The organism is Methylobacterium sp. GXF4, from assembly GCF_000272495.1.
GTDB classification, from domain to species: Bacteria; Pseudomonadota; Alphaproteobacteria; order Rhizobiales; family Beijerinckiaceae; genus Methylobacterium; species Methylobacterium brachiatum.
In genome coordinates, this window is record NZ_AKFK01000006.1 from 1 (window position 1) to 23,306 (window position 23,306).

Annotated in this window: 27 protein-coding genes and 1 pseudogene; 10 read left to right on the top strand and 18 right to left on the bottom strand. The window is 70.1% G+C overall.

Going from position 1 to position 23,306, the window contains the following annotated elements; translation table 11 throughout:
- Nucleotides 1–426: 426 nt before the first annotated feature.
- The gene (locus WYO_RS01200) at nucleotides 427–948 is read right to left on the bottom strand and encodes a DUF2244 domain-containing protein (RefSeq protein WP_007558071.1); all 522 of its coding nucleotides are present in this window, start codon (nucleotides 946–948) and stop codon (nucleotides 427–429) included.
- Between the two features lie 20 nt (nucleotides 949–968).
- On the opposite strand from WYO_RS01200, the gene nth reads away from it, so the two are divergent.
- Both nth and purC read left to right on the top strand, forming a co-directional pair.
- Complete coding sequence (gene nth, locus WYO_RS01205) at nucleotides 969–1,751, top strand: endonuclease III (RefSeq protein ID WP_007558074.1); 783 nt, start codon at nucleotides 969–971, stop codon at nucleotides 1,749–1,751.
- A gap of 220 nt (nucleotides 1,752–1,971) precedes the next feature.
- Nucleotides 1,972–2,766, top strand: coding sequence for a phosphoribosylaminoimidazolesuccinocarboxamide synthase (gene purC / locus WYO_RS01210; protein WP_007558076.1), 795 nt, complete (start codon nucleotides 1,972–1,974; stop codon nucleotides 2,764–2,766).
- 58 nt (nucleotides 2,767–2,824) lie between these two features.
- Here the strand turns inward: purC and WYO_RS01215 are convergent, their stop codons facing one another.
- The 4 genes from WYO_RS01215 to WYO_RS01230 all read right to left on the bottom strand — a co-directional run bounded on the left by WYO_RS01215 (nucleotide 2,825) and on the right by WYO_RS01230 (nucleotide 7,637).
- Nucleotides 2,825–4,444 carry a glycosyltransferase gene (locus tag WYO_RS01215; protein ID WP_007558078.1) on the bottom strand — a complete coding sequence of 540 codons (1,620 nt, stop codon included), beginning with the start codon at nucleotides 4,442–4,444 and terminating at the stop codon, nucleotides 2,825–2,827.
- Nucleotides 4,445–4,454: 10 nt separating this feature from the next.
- Nucleotides 4,455–6,335 carry a glycosyltransferase family 2 protein gene (locus WYO_RS01220; RefSeq protein WP_007558079.1) on the bottom strand — a complete coding sequence of 627 codons (1,881 nt, stop codon included), beginning with the start codon at nucleotides 6,333–6,335 and terminating at the stop codon, nucleotides 4,455–4,457.
- A gap of 157 nt (nucleotides 6,336–6,492) precedes the next feature.
- The gene (locus WYO_RS30405; RefSeq protein WP_007558081.1) at nucleotides 6,493–7,125 is read right to left on the bottom strand and encodes a hypothetical protein; all 633 of its coding nucleotides are present in this window, start codon (nucleotides 7,123–7,125) and stop codon (nucleotides 6,493–6,495) included.
- A gap of 23 nt (nucleotides 7,126–7,148) precedes the next feature.
- Nucleotides 7,149–7,637 (bottom strand): invasion associated locus B family protein, encoded by a 489-nt coding sequence (locus WYO_RS01230; protein WP_230368225.1) that lies wholly within the window; start codon nucleotides 7,635–7,637, stop codon nucleotides 7,149–7,151.
- A gap of 242 nt (nucleotides 7,638–7,879) precedes the next feature.
- On the opposite strand from WYO_RS01230, the gene WYO_RS01235 reads away from it, so the two are divergent.
- Entirely contained in the window at nucleotides 7,880–8,254 is a 375-nt protein-coding gene (locus WYO_RS01235) for a hypothetical protein (RefSeq protein WP_007558085.1), read from the top strand.
- 7 nt (nucleotides 8,255–8,261) lie between these two features.
- On the opposite strand, the gene WYO_RS01240 is transcribed toward WYO_RS01235, so the two are convergent.
- The 3 genes from WYO_RS01240 to WYO_RS01250 all read right to left on the bottom strand — a co-directional run bounded on the left by WYO_RS01240 (nucleotide 8,262) and on the right by WYO_RS01250 (nucleotide 9,957).
- Entirely contained in the window at nucleotides 8,262–8,996 is a 735-nt protein-coding gene (locus tag WYO_RS01240) for a SprT family zinc-dependent metalloprotease (protein WP_007558087.1), read from the bottom strand.
- Between the two features lie 98 nt (nucleotides 8,997–9,094).
- The gene (locus WYO_RS01245) at nucleotides 9,095–9,637 is read right to left on the bottom strand and encodes a prepilin peptidase (RefSeq protein ID WP_007558089.1); all 543 of its coding nucleotides are present in this window, start codon (nucleotides 9,635–9,637) and stop codon (nucleotides 9,095–9,097) included.
- Between the two features lie 146 nt (nucleotides 9,638–9,783).
- A complete protein-coding gene (locus tag WYO_RS01250) occupies nucleotides 9,784–9,957 on the bottom strand; it encodes a Flp family type IVb pilin (protein ID WP_007558091.1) in 174 nt (57 codons plus the stop codon).
- Nucleotides 9,958–10,258: 301 nt separating this feature from the next.
- Between WYO_RS01250 and WYO_RS01255 the strand changes: the two genes are divergently transcribed.
- The 3 genes from WYO_RS01255 (at nucleotide 10,259) to WYO_RS01265 (ending at nucleotide 12,235) form a co-directional block, all read left to right on the top strand.
- Nucleotides 10,259–10,753 (top strand): pilus assembly protein N-terminal domain-containing protein, encoded by a 495-nt coding sequence (locus WYO_RS01255; protein WP_007558093.1) that lies wholly within the window; start codon nucleotides 10,259–10,261, stop codon nucleotides 10,751–10,753.
- Between the two features lie 108 nt (nucleotides 10,754–10,861).
- Nucleotides 10,862–11,509: an RraA family protein gene (locus tag WYO_RS01260; protein WP_007558095.1), complete on the top strand. Its 648-nt coding sequence runs from the start codon at nucleotides 10,862–10,864 to the stop codon at nucleotides 11,507–11,509.
- Between the two features lie 51 nt (nucleotides 11,510–11,560).
- Entirely contained in the window at nucleotides 11,561–12,235 is a 675-nt protein-coding gene (locus WYO_RS01265) for a metallophosphoesterase family protein (RefSeq protein WP_007558097.1), read from the top strand.
- A gap of 12 nt (nucleotides 12,236–12,247) precedes the next feature.
- Here WYO_RS01265 and WYO_RS01270 read toward each other — a convergent pair whose 3' ends face one another.
- The 9 genes from WYO_RS01270 to hemA form a co-directional block, all read right to left on the bottom strand.
- Nucleotides 12,248–13,336, bottom strand: coding sequence for a phytanoyl-CoA dioxygenase family protein (locus WYO_RS01270; RefSeq protein ID WP_007558100.1), 1,089 nt, complete (start codon nucleotides 13,334–13,336; stop codon nucleotides 12,248–12,250).
- 121 nt (nucleotides 13,337–13,457) lie between these two features.
- Nucleotides 13,458–13,835: a DUF423 domain-containing protein gene (locus WYO_RS01275; RefSeq protein WP_007558101.1), complete on the bottom strand. Its 378-nt coding sequence runs from the start codon at nucleotides 13,833–13,835 to the stop codon at nucleotides 13,458–13,460.
- Entirely contained in the window at nucleotides 13,832–14,485 is a 654-nt protein-coding gene (yihA, locus tag WYO_RS01280; protein WP_007558103.1) for a ribosome biogenesis GTP-binding protein YihA/YsxC, read from the bottom strand. The genes WYO_RS01275 and yihA overlap by 4 nt, the downstream gene beginning before the upstream one ends.
- 11 nt (nucleotides 14,486–14,496) lie before the next feature.
- The gene (yidC, locus tag WYO_RS01285) at nucleotides 14,497–16,353 is read right to left on the bottom strand and encodes a membrane protein insertase YidC (protein WP_007558105.1); all 1,857 of its coding nucleotides are present in this window, start codon (nucleotides 16,351–16,353) and stop codon (nucleotides 14,497–14,499) included.
- Entirely contained in the window at nucleotides 16,343–16,954 is a 612-nt protein-coding gene (rnpA, locus tag WYO_RS01290) for a ribonuclease P protein component (RefSeq protein WP_007558107.1), read from the bottom strand. The genes yidC and rnpA overlap by 11 nt, the downstream gene beginning before the upstream one ends.
- A 138-nt stretch (nucleotides 16,955–17,092) precedes the next feature.
- On the bottom strand, nucleotides 17,093–17,227 hold the full coding sequence (gene rpmH / locus WYO_RS29495; protein ID WP_007558110.1) for a 50S ribosomal protein L34: 135 nt from the start codon (nucleotides 17,225–17,227) through the stop codon (nucleotides 17,093–17,095).
- A 168-nt stretch (nucleotides 17,228–17,395) separates the two neighbouring features.
- Nucleotides 17,396–17,941, bottom strand: coding sequence for an adenine phosphoribosyltransferase (locus tag WYO_RS01295; protein ID WP_007558111.1), 546 nt, complete (start codon nucleotides 17,939–17,941; stop codon nucleotides 17,396–17,398).
- A gap of 81 nt (nucleotides 17,942–18,022) precedes the next feature.
- On the bottom strand, nucleotides 18,023–18,820 hold the full coding sequence (locus WYO_RS01300) for an inositol monophosphatase family protein (RefSeq protein ID WP_039901899.1): 798 nt from the start codon (nucleotides 18,818–18,820) through the stop codon (nucleotides 18,023–18,025).
- A gap of 310 nt (nucleotides 18,821–19,130) precedes the next feature.
- Complete coding sequence (gene hemA, locus WYO_RS01305) at nucleotides 19,131–20,426, bottom strand: 5-aminolevulinate synthase (RefSeq protein WP_007558113.1); 1,296 nt, start codon at nucleotides 20,424–20,426, stop codon at nucleotides 19,131–19,133.
- Between the two features lie 319 nt (nucleotides 20,427–20,745).
- Here hemA and WYO_RS29500 point away from each other — a divergent pair, with 319 nt between their 5' ends.
- The 4 genes from WYO_RS29500 to WYO_RS01320 all read left to right on the top strand — a co-directional run bounded on the left by WYO_RS29500 (nucleotide 20,746) and on the right by WYO_RS01320 (nucleotide 23,115).
- Entirely contained in the window at nucleotides 20,746–20,925 is a 180-nt protein-coding gene (locus tag WYO_RS29500) for a hypothetical protein (protein WP_007558114.1), read from the top strand.
- Between the two features lie 85 nt (nucleotides 20,926–21,010).
- Nucleotides 21,011–22,300, top strand: a complete 1,290-nt coding sequence (gene murA, locus WYO_RS01310; RefSeq protein WP_007558115.1) for a UDP-N-acetylglucosamine 1-carboxyvinyltransferase — start codon at nucleotides 21,011–21,013, stop codon at nucleotides 22,298–22,300.
- Nucleotides 22,301–22,384: 84 nt separating this feature from the next.
- A complete protein-coding gene (locus WYO_RS01315; protein ID WP_039901902.1) occupies nucleotides 22,385–22,690 on the top strand; it encodes a type II toxin-antitoxin system HigB family toxin in 306 nt (101 codons plus the stop codon).
- Nucleotides 22,687–23,115 (top strand): transcriptional regulator, encoded by a 429-nt coding sequence (locus WYO_RS01320; protein ID WP_007558117.1) that lies wholly within the window; start codon nucleotides 22,687–22,689, stop codon nucleotides 23,113–23,115. The genes WYO_RS01315 and WYO_RS01320 overlap by 4 nt, the downstream gene beginning before the upstream one ends.
- 6 nt (nucleotides 23,116–23,121) lie before the next feature.
- Here WYO_RS01320 and WYO_RS32000 read toward each other — a convergent pair.
- Nucleotides 23,122–23,306, bottom strand: a pseudogene (locus WYO_RS32000) (hypothetical protein); the annotation flags it as partial.

The following is a 23,306-nucleotide window of genomic DNA, read 5'->3' on the forward strand; positions in this document are numbered from 1 at the left end:
AATCCAACAATGTCAAAGACCCGCGGCACCGGCAGAACCGGTATCGCTGCAGACGATACGTCGATCCGGGCCGAGACCCCGATCCACCGCTTGTCCGACTAGGAGGACCGTGATACTGGCCAGACCATCCGGTCGGCCGCCTCAGCGGTGGAGGGCGTTTAGAGCCCGCCGATCTCCCTGTCAACCCCGTTGTTCAGCCCGCGGAAGCGGAGAAGACCTCAGGGTCGGCATCGAACAAAAACAGCAGACCGCCCGGCAAACCCGCCGGCCAATCGCCGATCCTGTTAGAAGATGCTTCAGCGCCCGGGCCACTTCCGCGGCCGGCGCCGATGGACAGCTCTATAGGCAGGTGAACCGGGGGCGTCAACCGGTTTGTTGCGGTGCGATCGTGGGCCTGTGTGAATCCGGAAAACCAGCGCGCAGCGCTCAGTAGCCCTTCTTCACCTGGGCCAGCGCACGGCCGAGGCCCTGCGCGATGCGCGCGCGCTCGTCCGGATCGGCATCGCGCGCGACCAGAGCCTGCTGGCGCCGCGACACCAGGGTGAGTCGCTGGAGCCCGTACTCGTCGTCCTCGACCGTCACGATCTTGGTCCAGAGCGGATTGAACCGCCATTCGTGCCGCTCGCCCGTGTAGCTGACCCGGGCGAGCAGGATCTCGATCTGCGAGATCATCACCTCCTCGAAGGAGCGGCCGCGCCGGAAGCTGACCTTCAACGCCGCGTAGATCGCCAGCATGTCGAGGCCGAAGAACCCGGCCACCGGCCAGAACCCCATCCGCCAGGCCCAGACCGAGACGGTGAGCGAGACCAGGCAGCAGCCGGTCATCACGATGCGGAAGCCGAGACGGCTCAGGGATTGATGCGGCCGGATGGTGGCGGAAAAAACCGGCCGGTCGATCGTGTCCGGGTCGAGCCCGTGCGGATGGACGGAAGGATTGCCGGTCGCCATGCGATCCATATAACGCGCCGATGCCCGCCAGAAAGCCTCCGCCCTCGGTTAACAGCCCCCCTCGACGGCGTGCCGCAGGCGGGACCGCCAAGGCCGCGGCGTCCGGGCGTCTCGGCGGACAGATCGGCCCGGCCCAGACCGCCCGAATCGAGACCGCGCCGGAGGCGGTCGATCCGGCGACGCTCACGGAAATCTTCCGGCGCTTCCACGCGGCCGAGCCGGAGCCGAAGGGCGAGTTGCACTACGTCAACCCGTTCACCCTCCTGGTCGCCGTGGTCCTGTCGGCGCAGGCGACCGATCGCGGCGTCAACCTCGCCACCGGCCCACTCTTCGCTGTGGCCGACACACCCGAGAAGATGCTGGCGCTCGGTGAGGAGACGGTCCGCGGCTTCATCCGCACGATCGGGCTGTTCAACACCAAGGCGAAGAACGTCATCGCGCTCTCGCGCATCCTCGTCGAGCAACATGGCGGCGCGGTGCCGGCGAGCCTCGAGGCGCTGCAGGTGCTGCCCGGGGTCGGGGCCAAGACGGCGAGCGTCGTGCTGAACATCGCCTTCCAGGTGCCGCGGATCGCGGTCGACACCCATATCTTCCGGGTCTCGAATCGGATCCCGCTGTTCGTCGGAAGCACCACCGACAAGGTCCAGGCCGGACTGGAGGCGATCGTGCCGGAACCCTACCGGCTGCATGCCCATCACTGGCTGATCCTGCACGGCCGCTACACCTGCAAGGCGCGCAAGCCCGAATGCCCGCGCTGCCTCATCGCCGATCTCTGCCGATACCCGTCGAAGACCGCCGCGTGACGGCGTGATGGGCGAGGCGCGCAGGCGGTCGGCGGCACGTCCGGGCCCGCGCCCGCAATCCCGCCCTGCGGGCCAACGCGTTGTGCTGGAACCCCGGTTCGGCTAGTTTGAACGGCAGTAGCCGGGCCCTCGGGCAGAGGCCGTCCGGCTGCCCGACCTCAGCATCCGGTCGCCGCGCCGCGGATTCCTCCCAATCGTCGCGCATCAGGAGCCTCGGCCCATGGACTTCCTCAAACCACGGTACACGCCTATGAACCGCCGCCGTCGCATCTACGAGGGCAAGGCGAAGGTCCTCTACGAGGGGCCCGAGCCCGGGACGCTCATCCAGCACTTCAAGGATGACGCCACGGCCTTCAACGCGAAGAAGCACGAGATCATCGACGGCAAGGGCGTGCTGAACAACCGGATCTCGGAATTCGTGTTCCAGCACCTCAACGACATCGGCGTGCCGACGCACTTCATCCGCCGGCTGAACATGCGCGAGCAGCTGATCCGGGAGGTCGAGATCATCCCGCTCGAGGTGGTGGTGCGCAACGTCGCGGCGGGCTCGCTGGCGACCCGGCTGGGCCTGGAGGAAGGCACCCAGCTGCCGCGCTCGATCATCGAGTTCTACTACAAGAACGACGCGCTCAACGACCCGATGGTGTCGGAGGAGCATATCACCGCGTTCGGCTGGGCGACGCCCCAAGAGATCGACGACATCATGGCGCTGGCGATCCGCGTCAACGACTTCCTGTCGGGGCTCTTCCTCGGCGTCGGCATCCGGCTCGTGGACTTCAAGATCGAGACCGGCCGCCTGTGGGAAGGCGACATGATGCGCATCGTCGTGGCCGACGAGATCTCCCCGGATTCGTGCCGGCTGTGGGACATCAAGTCCTCGGACAAGCTCGACAAGGACCGGTTCCGCAAGGATCTGGGCGGCCTGATCGAGGCCTATACGGAAGTCGCCAAGCGGCTCGGGATCATGTCGGAGAACGAGAAGGTCCAGGGCGGCGGCCCGCGCCTCGTCCAGTAGGCCGGGCCTCGCGCCTCGCCCGACCCGGAAGCCGGCGGGCACCTTTCGGGACGACGCTCTAGGCGGGCGGGCGTCGCACCAGTGCCGGACCCGCTTCCGGAAACCCCGGGCGCAGGCGTGCGTGGGTCGAGAGATCCGAGTCGAAGCCCGGGTGATAATGGGGGTCCTGCACCAGCAGCGGCCCCCATCGCTTTTTGAGCGCCGCGATCTCGCGCTCGTGGCGGGCGCGGGCCTCCCGGGTCCAGCGGCGGCTCGCCGATTCGCGGTGATGCAGCACCGCCCCGGGCACCAGCAGCGTGCGGTGACCGGCCGCGTTCAGGCGCAGGCACAGGTCGACATCGTTGAAATCGACCGCGAAATCCGCATCGTCGAAGCCCCCGACCGCCCGGAATTTTCGGGTCTCGACCATCAGGCAGGCGGCGGTGACCGCGGACACCGCGTGGGTCGCGCGCAGGCCCGCGAGATAACCCGGGGCGTCCCCCGGGAAGTGGCGATGCGCGTGCGTGACCAGGCCGCCGGTGCCCAACACGATGCCGCCGTGCTGGATCCGACCCTCGCCGTCGAGGAGCCGGGCGCCGACCGCGCCGATCTCCGGGCGCAGGGCCTCCCGGGCCATCCGGGCGAGCCAATCCGGCCGGAACGCCTCGACGTCGTTGTTGACGAAGACCAGCAGCGCACCGCGGGCGCGGGCGGCGGCGGCATTGTTCATCGCGGCGAAGTTGAACGGCCCGGGACAGGGCACGACGCCCCCCCTCCCCTCACGCTCGAGGTTTTGCAGGAAGGCCAGTGTCTCGGGCTCGCGGCTGTCGTTATCGCAGACCAGGATCTCGAGGTTCGGCCAGTCGGTGCAGGTCGCGAGGCTGTCGAGGCAGGGGCGGAGCAGGTCGAGCCGGTCGCGGGTCGGCACGATGACGCTCACCAGGGGCCGCGGATCGGGCAAAGGGTGCTCGACCTGCAGGAGGCCGTGCTCATCGAGGACGATGCGGCTCGCGGTCTGGCCCGACCGGTCGAGGTGGCGGCGCAGGGCGTCGCGATGGCGGTGCCGCCCCCCCTCCCCTGCCGGCGACACGGTGTCGGCCGGGTCGCCGCGCCGGATCGCGAGGATCTCGGGCAGGTGGCCGATCGTGCGGGCGCCGTACCGCTCGGCGATCTGGAACGCGGCGTCGGCGGGCCCGCTCGGCTGCGTCTCCGGCGCCAGGGCTCCCGGACGGCAGGCCAGCAGGGGCTCGAGATAATCGATTGCGGCCAGGAGGTCGGCGTCGAAGACCGGCGGGAGCAGCGGCCGCACCGGGCCGCGCGCGCGGTCCTGAATCAGCGCATCGCCGTAGACCGCCTGGAGTTCGGGATCGGCCGCGAAGGCGGCGGCGATGCGGGCGGCCGCGCCCGGGACGAGGACGCCGTCGCCGAACACCCGGATGGCGTCGCGCGGCGGGACCGGCGCGGGCGGGAAGCGATCGAGGATGCCCGCCGGGAGCGCGAGCCGGTGGTCGATCCCGACCAGGGCCGCCAGCTTCTGGCGCGCGCGCAGGCGTCGGCCCTGGAGTCGTGCGAGCAGGATCTCTCCCGTCGCCCGGGGGCGGCCGAGAAGATGGCGCAGCGCAGCGAGCATCGCGCGGCCGGGGCGGCGCGGGATGCCAAGATGCAGCGTCTCCGCAAGCTCCGGCGCAGGCCGTTTCATGGCCGCCGCATCATTCGAGATCCTCGCCGAAGGTCGTGAGCGACAGGGCGGGATGGTAATACGGATCGTAGCGGATCACATCGCGCCAGCGCTCGGAGAACCGGGCGGCCTCCTGCTCGAAACGGGCGCGCTTGGCCCCGACCGACGGCCCCCGGCTGACGGATTCGAGATGGGCCAGGGTGGCGGACGGGGTCCAGATCGTCTTCCAGCCGGCGGCACCCAGCCGCAGGCAGAAATCGACATCGTTGAAATCCACCGGGAAGGATGCGGCATCGAAGCCGCCGACAGCAAGGTATTTGTCGCGCGATACGGCGAGGCAGGCGGCGGTCACGGCCGAGACCTCGTGGGCCACGCGCAGGCGGCCGAGATGGCCCGGCGTATCGCCGGGACGGCGGCGCAGGATATGGCCGGCGCGGCCGCCAAGGCCGACCACAACCCCGGCATGCTGCAGGGTGCCGTCCGCGTAGAGGAGCTTTGCGCCGACGGCCCCGACTTCCGGGCGGCTGGCCTGGCGGACCATCGCGTCGAGCCAGCCGGGGTCCAGAACCGCCACATCGTTGTTGAGCAGCACCACGATCGCACCGGTCGCGGCGGCGACCCCGTCATTGACCATGGCGGCGAAGTTGAAGGGTCGCGGGTCGATCAGGATCCGGACCCGGGGGTCGCGCCGCAGCTCGTCGTAATGGGCCAGCACGGCCGGATCGGTGGAGCCGTTATCGACGATGATCAGCTCGAGATCGGCATAGGCGGTCTCGTGCAGCACGCCGCGGCAGACCCGCTCGATCAGGTCGAGGCGGTCGCGCGACGGGATCACGATGCTGGCCCTCGGGGCGGGGCTCGGCAGCGGCCAGTCGAGCTGGATCGCGCCGTTGCGGAAGGCGGCCCGGACCGGGGCGGCCAGCCCCTCGAGGCGCGCAGCGAGCGCCCGCGCACGCGCCGGCGGATCGAGGACATCGCTTGTCGTGCGGGCGAGGACGCGTGGGACATGGGCGCCGCGCGCGCCGGCAACGATCGCCGCGGCCTCGATCGCCAGGGCCGCCTCGGCCATGGATCCGAGCGGCTGGGGCGGCAGCCGGTCGAGCAACGTGCGCGCGAACAGGGCCGCGCGGCTCGCGTAGCCGGTGGCGAGGGCGAGATCCGGGCTCCAATCCGGCTTGAGCCGCGGCCGGTCCTCGGGGCCGAGTTCGTCGCCGTAGGCGAGATCCACCCCCGCCAGGGCCGGCGCCAGCAGGGCGAGCGCGTCGGGGGTCGGGATGTCGCCGGCCCGGAGCAGGCATAGGGCGTCGGCCCCGGCGATCAGGTCGACCGCGGTGGCGCGATCGTCCCAGATTTGATGCGCGGCCCGGGGATCCGGCGATGCGGGGCGGGCATCCTCCCAGGCGACGCCGATGCTATGGGCCAGGTGGCCCTGCACGGCCAGCGCGTCGAGGGTCGCGGCGAGCGCCGCCGCCTCGCCGGCTCGGGTCAGGACGAGGCAGCGGATCCGCAGATCGGTCGGAACGGCGCGGACCGGGCGGTCCCGCGATGCCGCCCAGGACCGGTACTGCGTCAGCGGCGTCACCGCGCAAGCGCCGCGCAGCGTATCGCGGTAGCGCCGCTCGGACCCGCGGGCGCGTTCGTAGAGCGCCGAGACGAACCGCCAGGGCCGGCGCAAGAGGCATTGGGCGAGCACGGAGACCTCGCGCCGAGCCCCGACCCGCTCCAGCGCGAAGCCGGGGCCGGCCGACAGGCGGATCTCCCGGGTATCCGGGGGGATCAGGCCGAGCCAGTGGGCGTAGCCGTGCGCGGCGCCCGGCAGGACGAAATCCTGCGGCACGCCGTCGGCCCCGCGCAGGACCCGCAGGATCGGCCGGCGGGGCACGGCCCCCGGATCGCCGGCATAGCTCAGCACGATCCAGCCGGCCGGGTTGTCGGGCAGGACGAGGCGGCGATCGAAGACGGCATCGTCGGCCGGCTCCAGCCGGAAGCGCGTCGCGCGGCCGAGCCAGGGCGCGCCGTGTCCGGCTTTCCCCGTCAGCGCGATCGGATCGACAAGACGCGCCGCGGCATCACTGGGCAGCGTCGCCTCCGCTGGCGGGCTCCGCGGCGACCGCCGGCTTCTTGCGCCACGGCTTCGCGGCGGCCTTGCCGCCGGCGGTCTTGCCGCTGCCGACGCCGACGGTGATGTCGTAATCCTCGGCTGCGGCCGGCGGGACCGTGAGCTCCTCGGCCACGATGGTGGCGAAGCCCTGCGCCTCGCCCGGGCCGACGACCACGCTGGAATGCTCGACGCGGCTCGCGAGCACCTTGCCCTCGTGGCGGATCTGGATCGTCACCGGCACGTCGAACCGGCCGGGGGCGCCCTTCGGGCCGAGCAGGACATTGGCCTCGACCCCGACCTTGACGGTGACCGAGCCGTCCTGGCGCCGGGCGCATTCCCGGGCGAGCCGGCCGACCGAGAACTGGGTCCGCACGTCGCTTCCGGCGAGGATGCGATAGGCCGCGCCGTTCTCGGCCACCTCGACCGGGGGGCAATAGGGCGGATCGAGGCTCTGGGCCTGCGACGGCGGCACGGTCGTGCCGCCGAACTTGAACAGGTTGGAGAGGACGTTGCCCTCCTCCGCGCGAGCCGGGCCCGCGGCCAGCGAACCGGCGAGGATCAGGCCGCACAGGCCCAGAAACAGGTCACGACCCCCGATCATCGCGCGGCTCCCGAGCGGCATCGTCATTTCAAGCTGTCGAACCCGGCCGCGAAGCCTTTCATCGAGAGCGGAATGCCGACGCCTTCCTCGGGCGTCTGGAACACGATGAAGGTCGCCTGCGTGCCGCCCTTGAACTGGCGGATCAAGCCGTCATCCATCACCACCTCGGCCACGCAACCGGTGGTGAGGCAGCGCACGAAGCCGGCCCGGCCGACATCGGTCTGGTCGATCTTCAGGCCGAGGCCGGAGGGAAGGAGCACGCCCAGCGGCGCCACCACGCGCAGCAGATAGCCGCGGTTGTCGGCGGTCTTCAGGACGATCACCACCAGGGTGAGGTTGGGGCGGTCCTCCGCGGCCAGATACTGCACGAGCGCGCATTGCTCGGCCTTGGCGCCGGCCGGCGTCTCGCAGCGCAGCTGCCAGTCGTCGAAGGTCTTGCGCACCATGCCCTGGGCGGCGGCCGGCCCGGCGGAGGCGAGCCCCAGGGCGGACAGGGCGAGGGATACCGGCAGCGCGACGCGCCGGACCACGCGCCGAAAACGATCGAGCCTCGCGTGAAGCGGCACCACCGAACCCTTCGGAACGCCACCGCCGAGGACCGGCGGGGCCGTAAAATCGCGGGTGTTCCGACCATGGTCAGCCCCGCGCTGTCAAGCGATGCCGGCTCCAGTGTTGCCCCTGGGCGCTACCCGGGGGTTGCAGAACGACCTAAATGAAGGTCGCTTTTCCTCCAGCGCTGGATCCTGAAGCTGTGATGCGCCTGTTCGCCCTCTCGGCCGCCTGCTTGCTGGCCACCCTCGCGCAGGCCGGGGCGCAGTCGCTTCCGGTCTCCGAGACCACCTACGTGGAACGCTCCCTCAACCGCTCCGACACGCTGGTCGTCGAGCATCCGCCGGTGGCGGTGAACCCCTATGGCCGCCGCAACGGTCAGGCCGCGATCGCCGGCTATTGCCGCGAAGGCGGCCTGGTGCGGCGCCGCGACGCCTTCGGCAACCCGGTGATCATCCGCCAGCGCGAGGTCTGCGACAGCGTGGCCCCGCGCACGCTCGAGCCGGGCCATGTCGATCCGCGGCCGGCCTGGCCGGCCGAGACCGTCACCCGCCAGAAGGTTCTGCGCGCCAAGGGCTGAGGCCCGATCAGCCGTAGCGGTGCAGGCTGGTGCCGTTGCGCTTCAGCCACGCCTCGGCGGCGTCGACGTTCGGGCACAGCCCGCGCAGCAGCGCCCAGTACCGGGCGGAGTGGTTCATCTCGCGCAGATGCGCCATCTCGTGGGCGACGAGGTAATCGAGCACCATCGGGGGCGCCAGGATCAGGCGCCACGAGAAGTTCAGCTCGCCCCGGGCCGTGCAGGAGCCCCAGCGGCTGCGTGTGTCCCGCAGGGTGATGCGCACCGGCCTCTGGCCGAGCAGCGGCGCGTAGCGCTCCACGGCCTCGAGCAGGTCCCGCCGCGCCTCCCGGGTCAGGTAGTCCCGGATCCGGCGCGGGACATGCGCGGGATCGCAGGAAACCGAGAGCACCGGATCCCCCTCCCCCGCCTCGACGCGCACCGTCCCGCTGCGGGTGTCGCGCAGATGCACGCGATGCGGCTCGCCGCGCAGGGGCAGGATCGCGTCCGGGACGAACTGGACCCGCTCGGGCACGCGCGCCAGCCGCGCCGCGATCCAGCCGGCATGGCTGGTGGCGAAGCGCTGGGCCGTGTTCACCGCGGTGCGGCTCGGCAGGGTGATCACGACCTCGCCGGTGGCGGCCGAGACCCGCAGGGTGATCCGGCGCGCGGTCGGCCGCCGACGCAGCGCGATCTGGAAGCTGGCTCCCTCGTGCTGGACCTCGAGGTGGCCGGGATCGGGGCGACGCAGCAGCGCGAACGACATGGTTCCGTTCTAGCCGGCCCCGGACCGGCGCTCCAGATCCCGTCGGCGGGAATCGCTCCGGTTGGCGCGTGCGGGCCGGTGCCTGAGGCGCGGCTGCGTCAGCCGGCGAGCGCCCGGGTCCAGATCTCGGTGTCGGGCATGACGAGGAGCGCGGCGGCAGCCAGCGCGATCCCGTAGGGGATGCCGGTCTTGGCGTCGTGAAGATGCAGCGCGAAGGGCAGCCGGGCGACGCGCATCGGCAGCGGGTAGGCGCGCGCGGCCAGGATCGCCAGCGTCAGGGCGCCGCCGAAGATGGAGGCGACCAGGAGATAATCGCCCAGGCCCTCGAAGCCGAGCCAGAGCGCGGTGGCGGCGGCGAGCTTCGCGTCGCCACCGCCGATCACCCCGAAAGCGAACAGCGTGAAGGTTCCAGCCAGGACGGCGGCGCCGGCCCCGAGATGGAGGCCGATCTCGGACCAGCTCATCGGCCCGGTCAGGGCGAGCAGCGCGAAACCCGCCACCAGAGCCAACGAGATCCGGTTCGGGATCAGCATCGTCAGCAGGTCACTCGCGGCCGCGTAGGCCATCAGGAACGGGAACAGCACCAGGAGGCCGAAGCCCGCCGTGCCGAGGCTCGCGATCGCCGATCCTGCGCCAACCATCTCGGGTCCAACCCTATCCATGCCTGCCCGGTCCGCGGCTCGGGATCGAGGCCGCCGCCGAACGGCGAATCCGGCCGGCCGAGGCCCCCTCGCGCCACGCGACGGAGCCTCGGACCTGCCGCAGATCCTGACCGCTCGGACGTCGATTACTGGGTGGCGGTCAGGTTGCCGGAGATGGCGCTGAACTTGGCGGACAGCGAGGTGCCGACGGTCTTCAGCGCGCCGATGATCACGACGGCGATCAGGGCGGCGATCATGCCGTACTCGATCGCGGTGGCACCGGACTCGTCCGAGGCGAAGCGCGAGAACAGGGTCTTCATAGGAGGCGATCCTTCGAACAAGAACTTGTAACGTGAAGCTTGTGAGATGACCGACGAAGATTTCTACGTCCCGATCGGCGGCCGCTGCAGACTGTTCGATACGCCTTGAAAATCGGTTAAATCACGCCTCGATCAAAGTTCGCGCCGGTCCGTCTGCGAGCTTAGTGAAGGATCAGTTTCTCCGCCGCTCGACATGCCGCGGCATTACTCATGCTTAGCGGTTCCTTCACCGATCCCGCGCTAGCGCTACAGCTTCAGGCGCCGCCTCGCGCGGACGCCGGTCGCTTCCGAGAACCGCCCGATGCGCCGCACCCTGTCGAATGGGGCCCGAGCCGGCCTCGTCCTCCTGCTAACGGGCGCGTCGGTCGCGGCTGCTCAGCCGGAGCCGCTGCCGATCGTCACCGTGCTGGTGGACAACGCCAAGGTGATCCGCCTGCCGGAAAAGACCGCGACCGTCATCGTCGGCAACCCGATCATCGCCGAGGTCACGCCGCAGAAGAACGGCGTGCTCGTGCTCACCGGCAAGAGCTTCGGCTCGACCAACCTGATCGCGCTCGATACCGGCGGCAGCCTGATCGCCGAGACGATGATCCGGGTCGAGGCGTCGCGGGATACGACCATCACGGTCCAGCGCGGCCTCGACCGGGAATCGCTCTCCTGCACGCCGAATTGCCAGCCGGCGGTGCAGCTCGGCGATTCGGCGAATTATTTCGGGACGACCAGCGGCCAGGCCGATGCCCGGCGCAGGCTCGCCACCGGCGGCGGCGCCGGCGCGCCCCAGGCCGCCGAGCATTGACGGCACCGAACGCGACACCGCGCGGATCCTGAGGCAAGATCCGCCCCGGCGCGGCCCCGACGCGATCCCGCCGGATCCTGCGGCGCGCCGTCAGCGAGGTCCCCGCCGATGCCCGGCATCACGCACAATCCGCCGCCGCCCGCCGTCGATCCCGACCTGCTCGCCGCATTCCAGGACGTCGCCACGGCGACGATCAGCGATTGCCTCGACCGGATGCCGGTCCTGCTCGGGCTGCGTGCTTTCCACCGGCGGGGCCGGCTGTTCGGCACGGCCTTCACGGTACAGGTGCGGGCCGGCGACAACCTCGCGATCCACCAGGCGCTGGAGCAGGCCCGTCGCGGAGACGTGATCGTTATCGATGGCGGCGGCGATACGAGCCGGGCGCTGGTGGGCGACGTGATGAAGGCGATCGCGGAGAGCCGGGGCGTAGCCGGCTTCGTGGTGGACGGGGCCGTGCGCGACACCGACGCCTTCGCGGAGTCGGACTTCCCCTGTTACGCCCGCGCCGCGATCCCGAGGGGCCCGTTCAAGACCGGGCCCGGTGCCACGAACCTGCCGGTGTCCATCGGCGGCTGGACGGTGAACCCGGGCGACGTGGTCGTGGGCGATGCGGACGGCGTCGTGACCTTCCCGCCCGCGCTCGCGCCCGGCCTGATCGAGGCCGTGCATGCGCAGGTGGCCCGGGAGAGCGAGGTGCTCGCGCAGATCCGGGCGGGCCGGTACGACGGCCGCTACGCCCGGGAGGCGAAGGGCTGAGGATCCGCCCTCACGCCTTGCGCGCGCGACGTCTCCTGTGGACGATGGCGCATGGAGTCCCAGACCCTCACCTACGCCATCGGCGACGTGCATGGCCGCGCCGACCTGCTGGATACGTTGCTGGAGCGGATCGCCGCCCATGCCGGGGACCGCGCCCACCGCCTGGTCTTCCTGGGCGACTATGTCGACCGCGGCCCCGACAGCGCCGCGGTGCTGCGCACCATCAGCCGCCTGAACTGGGCCGAGCCCGAGCGCGTCACCTGCCTGATGGGCAACCACGAGCGCATGCTGCTCGACGCGCTCCTGTCGCCGGATGCGGCCCGGCACTGGCTCTATTGCGGCGGCGACGCCACGCTCGACTCGTTCGGGGCACGGGATCTCACCGGCCTGCCGCGCGACACCCTCGACTGGATCGAGGCGTTGCCGACCCTGCACGGGGACGCGGCGCGCTGGTACGTCCATGCCGGCCTGCGTCCTGGCACCGCAGCGGCGGATTCGGACGTTCATGACCGCCTGTGGATCCGCGAGCCGTTCCTCGAGGGGGATCACGATTTCGGCCGGCACGTGGTCCACGGCCACACGCCCCAGCGCAGCGGCCGTCCGGAGGTGCGCCGGTTCCGAACGAATCTCGACACCGCCGCGGTCTATGGCGGCGCGCTCACCGCCGGCGTCTTCTCCGAGGCGCAGGGGCCGGCGCTGGACTTCCTGTCGGTGCGCGCGGCCTGAAATCCGGGCCGGCTACGACGCGATCTTCTGGCGCACCGCGATATCGGGGCTCGACGCGCCGCAAGTCGGCAGGCTCTCGACCGGGCCGTGGACCGCCGACGTGCTCGACGAGAGGTCGTGGTAGCAGATGCAGCCTTCGGCGAAATAATGGTGCACCAGCGCCTTGCGCGAATGGCGCAGGTCGTTGCGGGCCGATCCGCCGTGCAGCAGGTTGGCGTGCCAGAACAGCACGTCGCCCTTGCGGGCCAGGAAGTGCTGCGGCTGGGCGCCGTGATCGGCGATCTCGCGCTTGATCGCGGGCTCGTAGCGCTCCGCATAGGCCGAGTAGCCGCGCTCGCGGAAATCGTCGGTCGAGATGCCGACGTCGTGGCTGAACAGGTACGGCAGGCGGTGGGTGCCGGGATAATAGACCAGCGGCCCGCAATCGGCGTGGATGTCCTCCATGGCGATCCAGCAGGCCGCGAGATAGCCGAGCGGATAGGTGGTCATGTGGATCGAATCCGAGTGCTCGGATTGCTGGCTGCCCTTGTGCGAGGCGATGGTCTGGAACGGGATCGCGGGGCGGCCCAGAACCATGCTGCTGAAATTGACCAGCACCGGGTGCTTGAGCAGCTGGTCGAGCTCCTCGACCTTCAGGTGCGGGTTGAGGTAGCGGCCCGGATGGGGATCGTCCGCCGCGGCCTTCTCGGGCGCCAGGGTCAGGTCGCCCCGGGCGATCGCGGCCTCGTAGGCGGCCCAGGCCTCGTCGATCGTGTCGGGGTCGATCGCCCCGCGGGCGACGTAGTAGCCATGCTCGGCCCAGTAGCGGCAGATCTCGGCCTGCTTGGCGGTGATCTCGCCGCGGGCGACGCGCCGCGCGATCGTTTCCAGCGCGTCGGGTCGGTCGAGCCACGGGCTCGGTCCCGATTCCGGAAAGTTCTCGGCGCGGAAGACCTTGATGCAGCCGATATCGACCGGGATGTCGGCGTCGACCGCGTAGGATCGGGGCGGCGGCAATACGGGGGCGACCGGCAGCGCCTCGTCGCGGCCGAGGGTGAGGTTGCGCGCCGCGGTACCCCAGCTGCGCGCGAGCGTCTTCACCCGCGAGAGTCCGTTCGCCACGTTCCGCCCCCTGGTCCTCATCCCATGCGGAGCGAAGGGAGCGGGGGAATGCGGTGTTCCTAAGGCACATCACGATGGCGTGACATGCGTCCCGCCTCCGTTGTTACCCAGCGTGATGGGGCTAGCGCCGACCGGGAATCAGGGCGCCGATCGCCCCCAGGAGCCAGCCGCCCATCAGGGCGAAGCCGCCGATGGGGGCGGCCATGGGGAAGAGCGGCTGCTGCAACCAGGTCCGCACCGAGAGGTCGCCGCAGAAGAGGAGCAGGCCGAGTACGAGCAGCCCGGCCGCGCCGCGGGCGAGCGCCGGCCGTGCCAGACCGACGAGGCCGAGACCCGTGAGCCCCAGGATCGCCGGAGCGTGGAACAGAAGGAACTGGGCCGCGGTCTTGAGCGAATCCGCGCCGGGAATATGGGCCGCCGCCGCGCTGAGCGCGACGCCGAGCAGCCCGGCCAGGCAGGCCAGCGCCACGAGCGCCCGGTCGAGGCTCGAGACCCTCATGCGCCGCGCTCGACCAGCAGCCTGGCGATCGCCGCGCGAAGCTCCGGCACGCCGAGATCGTCGCGGCTGGAGGTGAGGATGACCTGCGGGAAGGCCGCCGGCCGCTTGGCCAGCCCCGCCTGGATGCCGGCGATCCGGCTCTCGATCTCGCCCTTCTTCAGCGAGTCCCCCTTGGTGAGCACCACCTGGTAGCTCACCGCGGCCTTGTCGAGCCCATCGAGCACGTCGGTGTCGATCGACTTGAAGCCGTGGCGGGCGTCGATCAGCATGAACACCCGGGCGAGGTTGGCCCGGCCCTTCAGATAGGCATGGATCAGCTTGGTCCAGGCCTCGACCTTGGCCTTCTCCACCGCCGCGTAGCCGTAGCCCGGCATGTCGACGAGGGAGAGGCGATCGCCGATCCGGAAGAAGTTGAGCTGCTGGGTCCGCCCCGGCGTGTGGGAGGTGCGCGCCAGGGTGTTGCGGCCGGTCAGCGCGTTGATCAGGCTCGACTTGCCGACATTCGAGCGGCCCGCGAACGCGATCTCGACGCCCTCCATGGGCGGGATGCGGTCGAGGACCTGGGCAGCCGCGTAGAAGTCGGCCGCGCCGGCAAACAGCAGGCGGCCGGCCTCCAGGAGGTCGGCCGCGTCGTCGTTGGTCTCGGTCACGACTTTCCTTGTCAGCCCTTGGTGGCCGCCGCCTTGGTGCCGCCGCGCCGGAACGTGGTCCGCAGGTTGTCCCACAGCTCCACCTTCACGCCGTTGCGACGCATGATGACGTATTGCTGGATCACCGACAGGGTGTTGTTCCAGGCCCAGTAGATCACCAGGCCGGCGGGGAACGAGCCCAGCATGAAGGTGAACACGATCGGCATGAAGGTGAAGATCTGCGCCTGGACCGGGTCCGGCGGCGCGGGGTTCATCTTCATCTGCACGAACATGGTCACGCCCATGATCAGCGGCCAGACGCCGAGATGGACGAAATCCGGCGCCGGGAAGGGCAGCAGGCCGAACAGGTTGAGGATGCTCGTCGGATCCGGCGCCGCGAGATCGTGGATCCAGCCGAAGAACGGCGCGTGGCGCATCTCGATGGTGATGAACAGGACCTTGTAGAGCGCGAAGAAGACCGGGATCTGGATCAGCACCGGCCAGCAGCCGGCGACCGGATTGATCTTCTCCTTCTTGTACAGCTCCATCGTGGCCTGCTGCTGCTTCAGGCGATCGTCCTTGTAGCGCTCCCGGATGGCGGCCATCTCGGGCTGCACGGCCTTCATCTTGGCCATGGACACGTAGGAGCGGTTGGCGATCGGCAGGAACAGCAACTTCAGGCAGAAGGTGACCACCAGGATCGAGACGCCGAAATTGCCGAACAGGTGGAAGAAGAAGTCCAGCGCCCGGAACATCGGCTTGGTGATGAAGAAGAACCAGCCCCAATCGATCATCAGATCGAAGTGCTTGATGCCGAGGTCCTTCTCGTAGTTGTTAATTAGATTCACTTCCTTGGCACCGGCGAACAGGCGCTGGGTCGTGTTGGCCGAGGCGCCGGCTTCCAGGTTCACGGCATCGCCGCGGATGCTCGCCTGGTAGACGTTGGTGGCGCCGTCGGTGCGGTCGGTGAAGGCGCCGGTATAGGGCGCGTTCTGGTCGCCAGGCATCACGGCCGCGGCCCAGTACTTGTCGGTGATGCCGACGAAGCCGCCGCTCACGCCGTTCCAGGCGTGGCCCTTGGTGTTGGCGCCGCCATAGGCGCCCTCCTTGGCGAGCTTGTCGTAGGTGAATTCCTGCAGGCCCTCGTTGCCGAGATAGCCGATCATGCCCTCGTGCAGGACGTAGTAGCCCTGGGTGTGCGGCTTACCCCAGCGGGAGACGAGGCTGTACGGGTAGAGCGTCACCGCGCCCGAGCCCTTGTTCTCGACCTCCTCGCGGACGGTGAACATGTACTTGTCGTCGACCGCGATGATGCGCTTGAAGACGAGGCCGGCGCCGTTGTCCCAGGTCAGGGTCACGGGCATGCCGGGGGAGAGCGTCTTGCCGTCGCTGGTCCAGAGGGTCTCGCTGCCGGGCAGCGGCCCGGCGTTGGCGCCGACCCAGCCGAACTCGGCGTAGTACGGCGCCTCGCTGCCGGCCGGGGAGAACAGCACGATCTCCGGGCTCTTCGGGTCCACGGTCTCGTGGTAGTTCTTCAGCGACACGTCGTCGACGCGGCCGCCCTTGAGGGCGATCGAGCCGCTGAGCGCCGGGGTCTCGATGCGGATGCGCGGCGAGCGGGCGAGCGCGGCCTCGCGGGAGACCGGGCCGCCCTGGCCGGGAACCGTGCCGGGCACCGGCGCGGCCGGGCCGCCCTCCTTGGGCGAGGGCGACGGCACGCCCTCCGGGGTCACGCCCGGCGGCTGCTGCTGTTGCTGCGCGGCCTTGTTCTGCGCCTCGATCAGGCGCTGCTGCTCCACCCGCGGGCCGGCCACGAAGTACTGCCAGCCGAGCAGCACCAGCAGCGACAGGCCGATGGCCACGAACATGTTCGTCTTGTCATTGCCCATCGGGGACACCGCCGCACGCGTTCGGAGTGGCAACAGGAGCGGCACCGGCCCGATCGGGCCCGCGCGCATCCGTGATTCGGGAGTCTCGCGCATCACCCGGCGACGGGTCGCGACCCGATGCGCCGGAGGATGCAGGCTGCGCGGGCGCCCGGCCCGCATCGCGCTGGAGAGGTGTGGTCTTGGACGGCCGGCCGCCAGACTTGCTGCCAGACTTGCCGCCGGATCTCGCACCGGGCGGCCGGGGCGTGGCCGGGCGCGTCACGGTCGGGATGGCGCGGCGCAGATCCTCGGCCAGCGCCTCGAAGGGCGCAGTCAGGGCCGGACGCCGGGCGATCAGCACGATGTCGGCGGGCAGCCCGGCCACTTCGCCCGGGAGATCGGGCGCGACAAGGCTCACGGCCGCGCGCAGGCGCCGCCGGATGCGGTTGCGCTCGACCGCATGGCCGACGCGCTTCGTGATGGTGAAGCCGAGCCTCAGCCCGTCCGCGGCCTGCGGGTCACGCAGGCGGCCCTGGGCGGTCATGCGCTCGGTATGGAAGCGGCGCCCCTCGGCTGTCGCCAGGAAGTCGGGCCGCTTCTTCAGCCGCTCGATCGTCGCCATCGATGGTTCGATCCCGGCCGATCTCATCCTGTGTGCTGCATGACGCGTTCGGAAAACCAGGTTTCACGTTTCCGCGTCATGCTCACGCCTCGCAGCGCGGCTGCCTCAGCAGGGCCGCGCCGGCGAGGATCCGCCGGCTCAGGCCGACAGGCGCTTGCGACCGTGGGCGCGACGGCGCGCGATCACCTTGCGACCACCCGCGGTGGCCATGCGCGCACGGAAACCGTGACGACGCTTACGGACGAGCTTGCTCGGCTGGTAGGTTCTCTTCATGGCACAGAGCCTTCAAAGGTCGAGGCGCGCTCGCGGGCGGCTGATGCCGCACCCGACCTTCACGCGTCCTGGTTGTCTGCAAACACGAAGGGCGCCCATGCGGGGCGCCACGTCGCGAGTGGCGGGCTTATGGCGGATGGGTCCCGCGAAGTCAACGTTTCGTGGACGTCAATGACCCTCGAACTGCATCAGGGCGCGCACTTCGACGCCCATGTCGCGCAGGCGCTGCGCCCCGCCGATATCGGGCAGGTCGATCACGAAGCAGGCCGCCACGATCTCGGCGCCGATCTGCCGGAGCAGGTTCACGGCCGCCGTGGCGGTCCCGCCGGTGGCGATCAGGTCGTCGACCAGCAGCACCTTGTCGCCGGGCTTCACGGCGTCGACATGGATCTCGATCTCGTCGGTGCCGTACTCGAGCGCGTAGGCCATCGAGACGGTCTTGTGGGGCAGCTTGCCCTTCTTACGGATCGGCACGAAGCCGCAGGACAGCTGGTGCGCGATGGCGCCGCCCAGGATGAAGCCCCGCGCCTCGATGCCGGCGACCTGATCGATTCGCCCGCCGGCATAGGGATGGACCAGCGCATCCACCGCCCGCCGGAAGGCGCGCGGGTCGCTGAGCAGCGTGGTGATGTCGCGGAAGATGATGCCGGGCTTCGGGTAGTCGGGAATCGAGCGAATCGAATCCTTCAGCGCGACGTGGCGGCGGGCTTCCATGGGTTCGGGCCTTCCGTGGGGGACGGCGCGCTTAAAGCAGATGCCCCGGTCCCTGACCAGTTTCGCGGGCTCTTGCGGCGATCAGGCCGCCTGCACCTTCTTGAGCAGGGCGAGCAGCTCCCGGTGCAGCACCTCGTTGCCGCAGGCCACCGAGCGGGCGGCGAGCGGCTCGGCCGCCCCGTCCGCCGAGGTGACGTAGCCGCCGGATTCACGCACCAGGATGACGCCCGCGGCGAAATCGTAGGTCTGGAGGTCGCGCTCCCAGTACCCGTCGAGGCGGCCGCAGGCGACGTAGGCCAGGTCGAGGGCCGCCGAGCCCATCCGCCTCGTGCCGCCGGCCACAGCCATCACGGCGCCGAGCTCGCGCAGCAGGCGCGGATGGCTGCCGCGGCCGAGATAGGGCGTGCCGTAGCCGACCAGCGCGTCGGCCATGTCCTGCCGGCCCGAGACCCGCAGGCGGCGGTTGTTGAGATAGGCGCCCTTGCCGCGCTCGGCGACGAACAGCTCGTCCTTGATCGGATCGAAGATCACGCCGGCCACGATCTGGCCCTCGCGCTCCAGCCCGATCGAGATCGCGAAATGCGGCACGCCGTGCAGGAAGTTCGAGGTGCCGTCGAGCGGGTCGACATGCCAGGTGTGGCTCTTGTCGGTGCCCTCGATGATGCCGTTCTCCTCCAGCACCAGGCTGTAGCCGGGACGGGCCTTCATCAGGGCGTCGCGCAGGGTCTCCTCGGCCTTCCGGTCCGCGGCCGAGACGAAGTCGCCCGGGCCCTTCCGCGAGACCTGAAGGTTCTCGACCTCGCCGAAATCGCGGCGCAGGCCGCGGGCGGCCTTGCGCACGGCGTCGACCATCACGGTCATGAGCGGAGAGGAGATCATTGGTCCGGGACTTTTCGGGGAATGGAGGTTGGCGCCGTGGTTACAGGCCGGCGCCGGAAAAGACGAGCCTGCCGGGGACGGGCAAGCCCGGCGGATTGTGGCCGGGGCTTCCGAAGCAGGCCGATCGACGCTGACGCGCGCCATCTCCTCCCCCCCCTGCGGGGGCGGGCGGCCCCTGCGACCGCACGAGTCGGGAGAGGGGAGCCCGGAAGAGTCGGCGTGGGCGTGACGGCGCAGCCTCATTCTGCACTGCCGCTCCCCTCCCCCGCAGAGGGGGGCGGAGCGGCGCGCGAGGCCGGCCGCAGAAAACCTACTCGGCCGCCTCGACGAACACCGTCCCGGCGCGCGGCAGGTCCAGGGCTTCCCAGGTCTCGGCCAGCGCCGCGGCGAGGCGGGCGATATGGGCCGCGTCGTGGAACGGCGACGGGGTGATGCGCAGGCGCTCGGTGCCGCGCGGGACCGTCGGGTAGTTGATCGGCTGGATGTAGATCGCGTGGCGCTCCAGCAGGTGGTCGGCGGCCGCCTTGCACAGCTCCGCGTCCCCGACCATCACCGGCACGATATGCGTCTCGGTCTCCAGAACCGGCAGGCCGGCCTCGGTCAGCGCCGCCTTGGTGGCGGCGGCCTGGGCCTGGTGCGCCTCGCGCTCGGTATTCGAGCGCTTCAGGTAGCGGACCGAGGCCCGGGCGGCCGCGGCCACCGCCGGCGGCAGCGCGGTGGTGAAGATGAAGCCGGGGGCGAAGCTGCGCACCGCGTCGCAGATCGCCGCCGAGGCGGTGATGTAGCCGCCGACGCAGCCGAAGCCCTTGGCGAGCGTCCCCTCGATCACGTCGACCCGGTGCATCACGCCGTCGCGCTCGGAGATGCCGCCGCCGCGGGGCCCGTAGAGGCCGACCGCGTGGACCTCGTCCAGGTAGGTCATCGCCCCGTAGGTGTCGGCGAGGTCGCAGATCTTGCCGATCGGCGCGATGTCGCCGTCCATCGAGTAGACCGACTCGAACACGATCAGCTTCGGCCGGTCGCCGGCCGCGCGGAGCAGCTCCTCAAGGTGCTGCAGATCGTTGTGGCGGAAGATCTTCTTGTCGCAGCCGGAATGGCGGACGCCCTCGATCATCGAGTTGTGGTTGAAGGCGTCGGACAGGATCAGGCAGTTCGGGATCAGCTTGGCGATCGTCGAGATGCCGGCCTGGTTCGAGACGTAGCCCGAGGTGAAGACGAGGCCGGCCTCCTTGCCGTGCAGGTCGGCGAGCTCGCGCTCGAGATCGACGAGCGGCGAGTTGTTGCCGGCGATGTTGCGCGTGCCGCCCGCGCCGACGCCGCAGCGCGCGGCGGTGTCGGTCATCGCGGAGACGACCTCCCTGTGCTGGCCCATGCCGAGATAATCGTTGGAGCACCACACGGTGATCTCGGTGGTCTTGCCGTCGGGCTTACGCCACTTGGCGGTCGGGAACCGGCCGGAGATCCGCTCGATATCGGCGAAGACACGGTAGCGCCGCTCGCCATGGAGCTGGTCCAGGGCACCCCGGAAATACCGCTCGTAGCCAGAGCCGGCGCGCGTCGAGCCCGCTTGGGCGAGCATCGTGCTGGGCATCCGGGTGACGGTCATCGAGCGTCCTTCGCGTGTTCGGCCGTGCGGGCGGTGCCGGCACGGCACCCAAGTCCCGCGATCGAGGTACGGCCTCGGTCCAGTCCTTCGCGTGAGAGGCGCAAGATACGCGCGGATCTGGAACTGGTTCAAGGTAAGGTTCCGACATCTCTGCCCTGCGCCCGTTGAGAGGCCAGGACGAACCCGCTAGCCTCGCGGCCGCTCGCGACCCACCCGAACACGGCTCCAGATCCTTGAGCATCCCCTCGTCTTGCTGCCGAATGGCCTGCCCCGGTGCGGGATCGCGCACCTCAAGCCTGCGGCGACGAAGGGTCGCGCGATGAGCGAGACCAAGGATGCCCGCGCCGAGCGCCTGAAGGCGGCGCTTCGCGAGAATCTGCGGCGGCGCAAGGCCCAGGGTCGCGGCCGCGCCGAAACGGGGCCGTCGCCCGGGGCGGGCGAGTCCGAACCCAGCGAAACCGATTCTCGCGGTCCAGATTCCGACAAAACCGGTCTATAGGGGACGGCCAAGCCTGGGCGCCGCGGCGTCCACCAGGAGAACGGCCGGCCGCGCGCCAGGGAGGTGCGCCGCCCGAGGACACACGATGGACCGCATTCACATCACCGGCGGCGCGCCTCTCAACGGCGTGATCCCGATCTCGGGCGCCAAGAACGCGGCGCTGCCGCTGATGATCGCGAGCCTGCTCACCGGCGAGACGCTGGAGCTGATCAACGTCCCCCGCCTCGCCGACATCTCGGCGCTGACGCGGATCCTGGGCAATCACGGCGTCGACCACATGGTCGTCGGCAAGCGTCCCGGGCAGACCACCGAGACCGGCCAGACGATCCGCCTCACCGCCTCGAACGTCATCGACACCACCGCGCCCTACGACCTGGTCTCGACCATGCGGGCCAGCTTCTGGGTGGTGGCGCCCCTGCTCGCGCGCTTCGGCGAGGCCAAGGTCTCGCTGCCGGGCGGCTGCGCGATCGGGACCCGGCCGGTGGACCTGCTGATCATGGCCCTGGAGAAGCTCGGGGCCGAGATCGAGATCGACGCCGGCTACGTGGTCGCCCGCACCAAGAACGGCCTGCGCGGGGCCGAGGTGAATTTCCCCAAGGTCACGGTCGGCGGCACGCATGTGGCCCTGATGGCGGCCTCGCTGGCCTACGGCACCACGGTGATCGAGAACGCCGCCCGGGAGCCCGAGGTGGTCGATCTGGCCGAATGCCTGAACAAGATGGGCGCCAAGATCCGCGGCGCCGGCACGCCCCGGATCGAGATCGAGGGCGTCGCCCGGCTGAACGGCGCCCGTCACGAGGTGCTGCCCGACCGGATCGAGACCGGCACCTACGCCATGGCGGTGGCGATGACCGGCGGCGACGTGATCCTCAAGGACACCCGGGCCGAATTGCTGCATTCGGCGCTCGACGTGCTGTCCACCACGGGGGCCGAGATCAGCCAGGTCGAGGGCGGGATCCGGGTGCGCCGCAACGGCGGCGGGATCGCGGCGGTGGACGTGACCACCGACCCGTTCCCGGGCTTCCCCACCGACCTCCAGGCGCAGTTCATGGCGCTGATGACGCTCGCCAAGGGCCAGTCGCATATCCGCGAGACGATCTTCGAGAACCGGTTCATGCACGTGCAGGAGCTGGCCCGCCTCGGCGCGAAGATCCGGCTCGAGGGCGACCTCGCCATCGTCGAGGGCGTCGAGCGCCTGAAGGGCGCGCCCGTGATGGCGACCGACCTGCGCGCCTCGGTCTCCCTGGTAATCGCCGGCCTCGCCGCCGAGGGCGAGACCCAGATCAACCGGGTCTATCACCTCGACCGCGGCTTCGAGGCCCTGGAAGCCAAGCTCGGGCGCTGTGGGGCACAGATCGAGCGGGTGCGGGCCTGAAGCAAATCTGATTTCGGTTGAACGACGTCTCGCCAGCTTGGAAAGCCTTGTTCCCAATACGGGAACAGGCTAATGGCGTTACGTGTGAACGTCGTGGCGCGCTCTGCCCTCGTGGCTTTCTGGACGCGGTATCCCCGATCGGAGGTGCCGCTGCGGGCTTGGTATGGTCAGGTCACGAAAGCTACCTGGGCAGGCCCGGCCGATATCAAGCGCCTGTTCGGCAACACAGTAGATTTCATTGGCGACAACCGAATCATCTTCGATATCGGCGGCAATAAGTATCGATTGATCGCCCGAGTGTCCTACACATACAAAGCGTGCCAGATAAAATTTGTCGGCACGCACGCCGAATATGATGCCGTTGATCCGCTCACGGTGGAGATCGGATGATGCAGATCGAGACGGAAGCCGTTCGAGAGACGGTTTCGGTTAGGGATGTCAGGCCAATTCGCACGGCCGACGATCACCGTTGGGCGCTTGCGGAAGTCGATCGCTACTTTGCCAAGGAGCCCGCCGTGGGGACCCCGGACGGTGACCGGTTCGAGGTTCTCCTCACGCTGATCGCCGCCTACGAAGAGCGGGTCTTTCCAATCGCAGCGGCTGATCCGGTCGAGATCCTGCACGCCGCCATCACAGACATGGGCCGGTCGCAGGCGGAGCTGGCCCGTCTTCTCGGCTCGCGGGCGCGCGCCTCGGAGATCCTGAGCCGGAAACGGCCCCTGAACCTCGCGCAGATCCGCGCCATCAGCGAGGCCTGGCACCTGCCGATCGCGCTGCTGGCGGCGCCGTATCGTCTCGAGCACGACGCCGCCTGAGACGCCTCAGCCGCCGATCTGCCCGCGCTTGTACCCGAAACCGGGTATCTCGCAGCCGCAGGGCGCGTTGTACGGGGCGGGACGGGTCGGGCAATCGCCTCGGGCCGTGACGCAGATGCTGCCGCTGCGCCAGCGCCGGTCGTAGCGCGGCCGATCCCAATCGTCGTCCGGGGGCGGCGGGGGCGGGGGTG

What these genes read in the sequence shown, in the direction of transcription:
- WYO_RS01260 (WP_007558095.1), top strand. Translation starts at nt 10,862, where the DNA reads ATGCCCGGCATCACGCACAATCCGCCGCCGCCCGCCGTCGATCCCGAC.
- WYO_RS01200 (WP_007558071.1), bottom strand. Translation starts at nt 948, where the DNA reads ATGGCGACCGGCAATCCTTCCGTCCATCCGCACGGGCTCGACCCGGAC.
- WYO_RS01265 (WP_007558097.1), top strand. Translation starts at nt 11,561, where the DNA reads ATGGAGTCCCAGACCCTCACCTACGCCATCGGCGACGTGCATGGCCGC.
- WYO_RS01250 (WP_007558091.1), bottom strand. Translation starts at nt 9,957, where the DNA reads ATGAAGACCCTGTTCTCGCGCTTCGCCTCGGACGAGTCCGGTGCCACC.
- WYO_RS01300 (WP_039901899.1), bottom strand. Translation starts at nt 18,820, where the DNA reads ATGATCTCCTCTCCGCTCATGACCGTGATGGTCGACGCCGTGCGCAAG.
- WYO_RS01240 (WP_007558087.1), bottom strand. Translation starts at nt 8,996, where the DNA reads ATGTCGTTCGCGCTGCTGCGTCGCCCCGATCCCGGCCACCTCGAGGTC.
- WYO_RS01295 (WP_007558111.1), bottom strand. Translation starts at nt 17,941, where the DNA reads ATGGAAGCCCGCCGCCACGTCGCGCTGAAGGATTCGATTCGCTCGATT.
- WYO_RS29500 (WP_007558114.1), top strand. Translation starts at nt 20,746, where the DNA reads ATGAGCGAGACCAAGGATGCCCGCGCCGAGCGCCTGAAGGCGGCGCTT.
- WYO_RS01215 (WP_007558078.1), bottom strand. Translation starts at nt 4,444, where the DNA reads ATGAAACGGCCTGCGCCGGAGCTTGCGGAGACGCTGCATCTTGGCATC.
- WYO_RS01275 (WP_007558101.1), bottom strand. Translation starts at nt 13,835, where the DNA reads ATGAGGGTCTCGAGCCTCGACCGGGCGCTCGTGGCGCTGGCCTGCCTG.
- yidC (WP_007558105.1), bottom strand. Translation starts at nt 16,353, where the DNA reads ATGGGCAATGACAAGACGAACATGTTCGTGGCCATCGGCCTGTCGCTG.
- WYO_RS01235 (WP_007558085.1), top strand. Translation starts at nt 7,880, where the DNA reads ATGCGCCTGTTCGCCCTCTCGGCCGCCTGCTTGCTGGCCACCCTCGCG.
- murA (WP_007558115.1), top strand. Translation starts at nt 21,011, where the DNA reads ATGGACCGCATTCACATCACCGGCGGCGCGCCTCTCAACGGCGTGATC.
- WYO_RS01255 (WP_007558093.1), top strand. Translation starts at nt 10,259, where the DNA reads ATGCGCCGCACCCTGTCGAATGGGGCCCGAGCCGGCCTCGTCCTCCTG.
- WYO_RS01245 (WP_007558089.1), bottom strand. Translation starts at nt 9,637, where the DNA reads ATGGTTGGCGCAGGATCGGCGATCGCGAGCCTCGGCACGGCGGGCTTC.
- nth (WP_007558074.1), top strand. Translation starts at nt 969, where the DNA reads ATGCCCGCCAGAAAGCCTCCGCCCTCGGTTAACAGCCCCCCTCGACGG.
- rpmH (WP_007558110.1), bottom strand. Translation starts at nt 17,227, where the DNA reads ATGAAGAGAACCTACCAGCCGAGCAAGCTCGTCCGTAAGCGTCGTCAC.
- WYO_RS01320 (WP_007558117.1), top strand. Translation starts at nt 22,687, where the DNA reads ATGATGCAGATCGAGACGGAAGCCGTTCGAGAGACGGTTTCGGTTAGG.
- purC (WP_007558076.1), top strand. Translation starts at nt 1,972, where the DNA reads ATGGACTTCCTCAAACCACGGTACACGCCTATGAACCGCCGCCGTCGC.
- WYO_RS30405 (WP_007558081.1), bottom strand. Translation starts at nt 7,125, where the DNA reads ATGATCGGGGGTCGTGACCTGTTTCTGGGCCTGTGCGGCCTGATCCTC.
- hemA (WP_007558113.1), bottom strand. Translation starts at nt 20,426, where the DNA reads ATGACCGTCACCCGGATGCCCAGCACGATGCTCGCCCAAGCGGGCTCG.
- rnpA (WP_007558107.1), bottom strand. Translation starts at nt 16,954, where the DNA reads ATGGCGACGATCGAGCGGCTGAAGAAGCGGCCCGACTTCCTGGCGACA.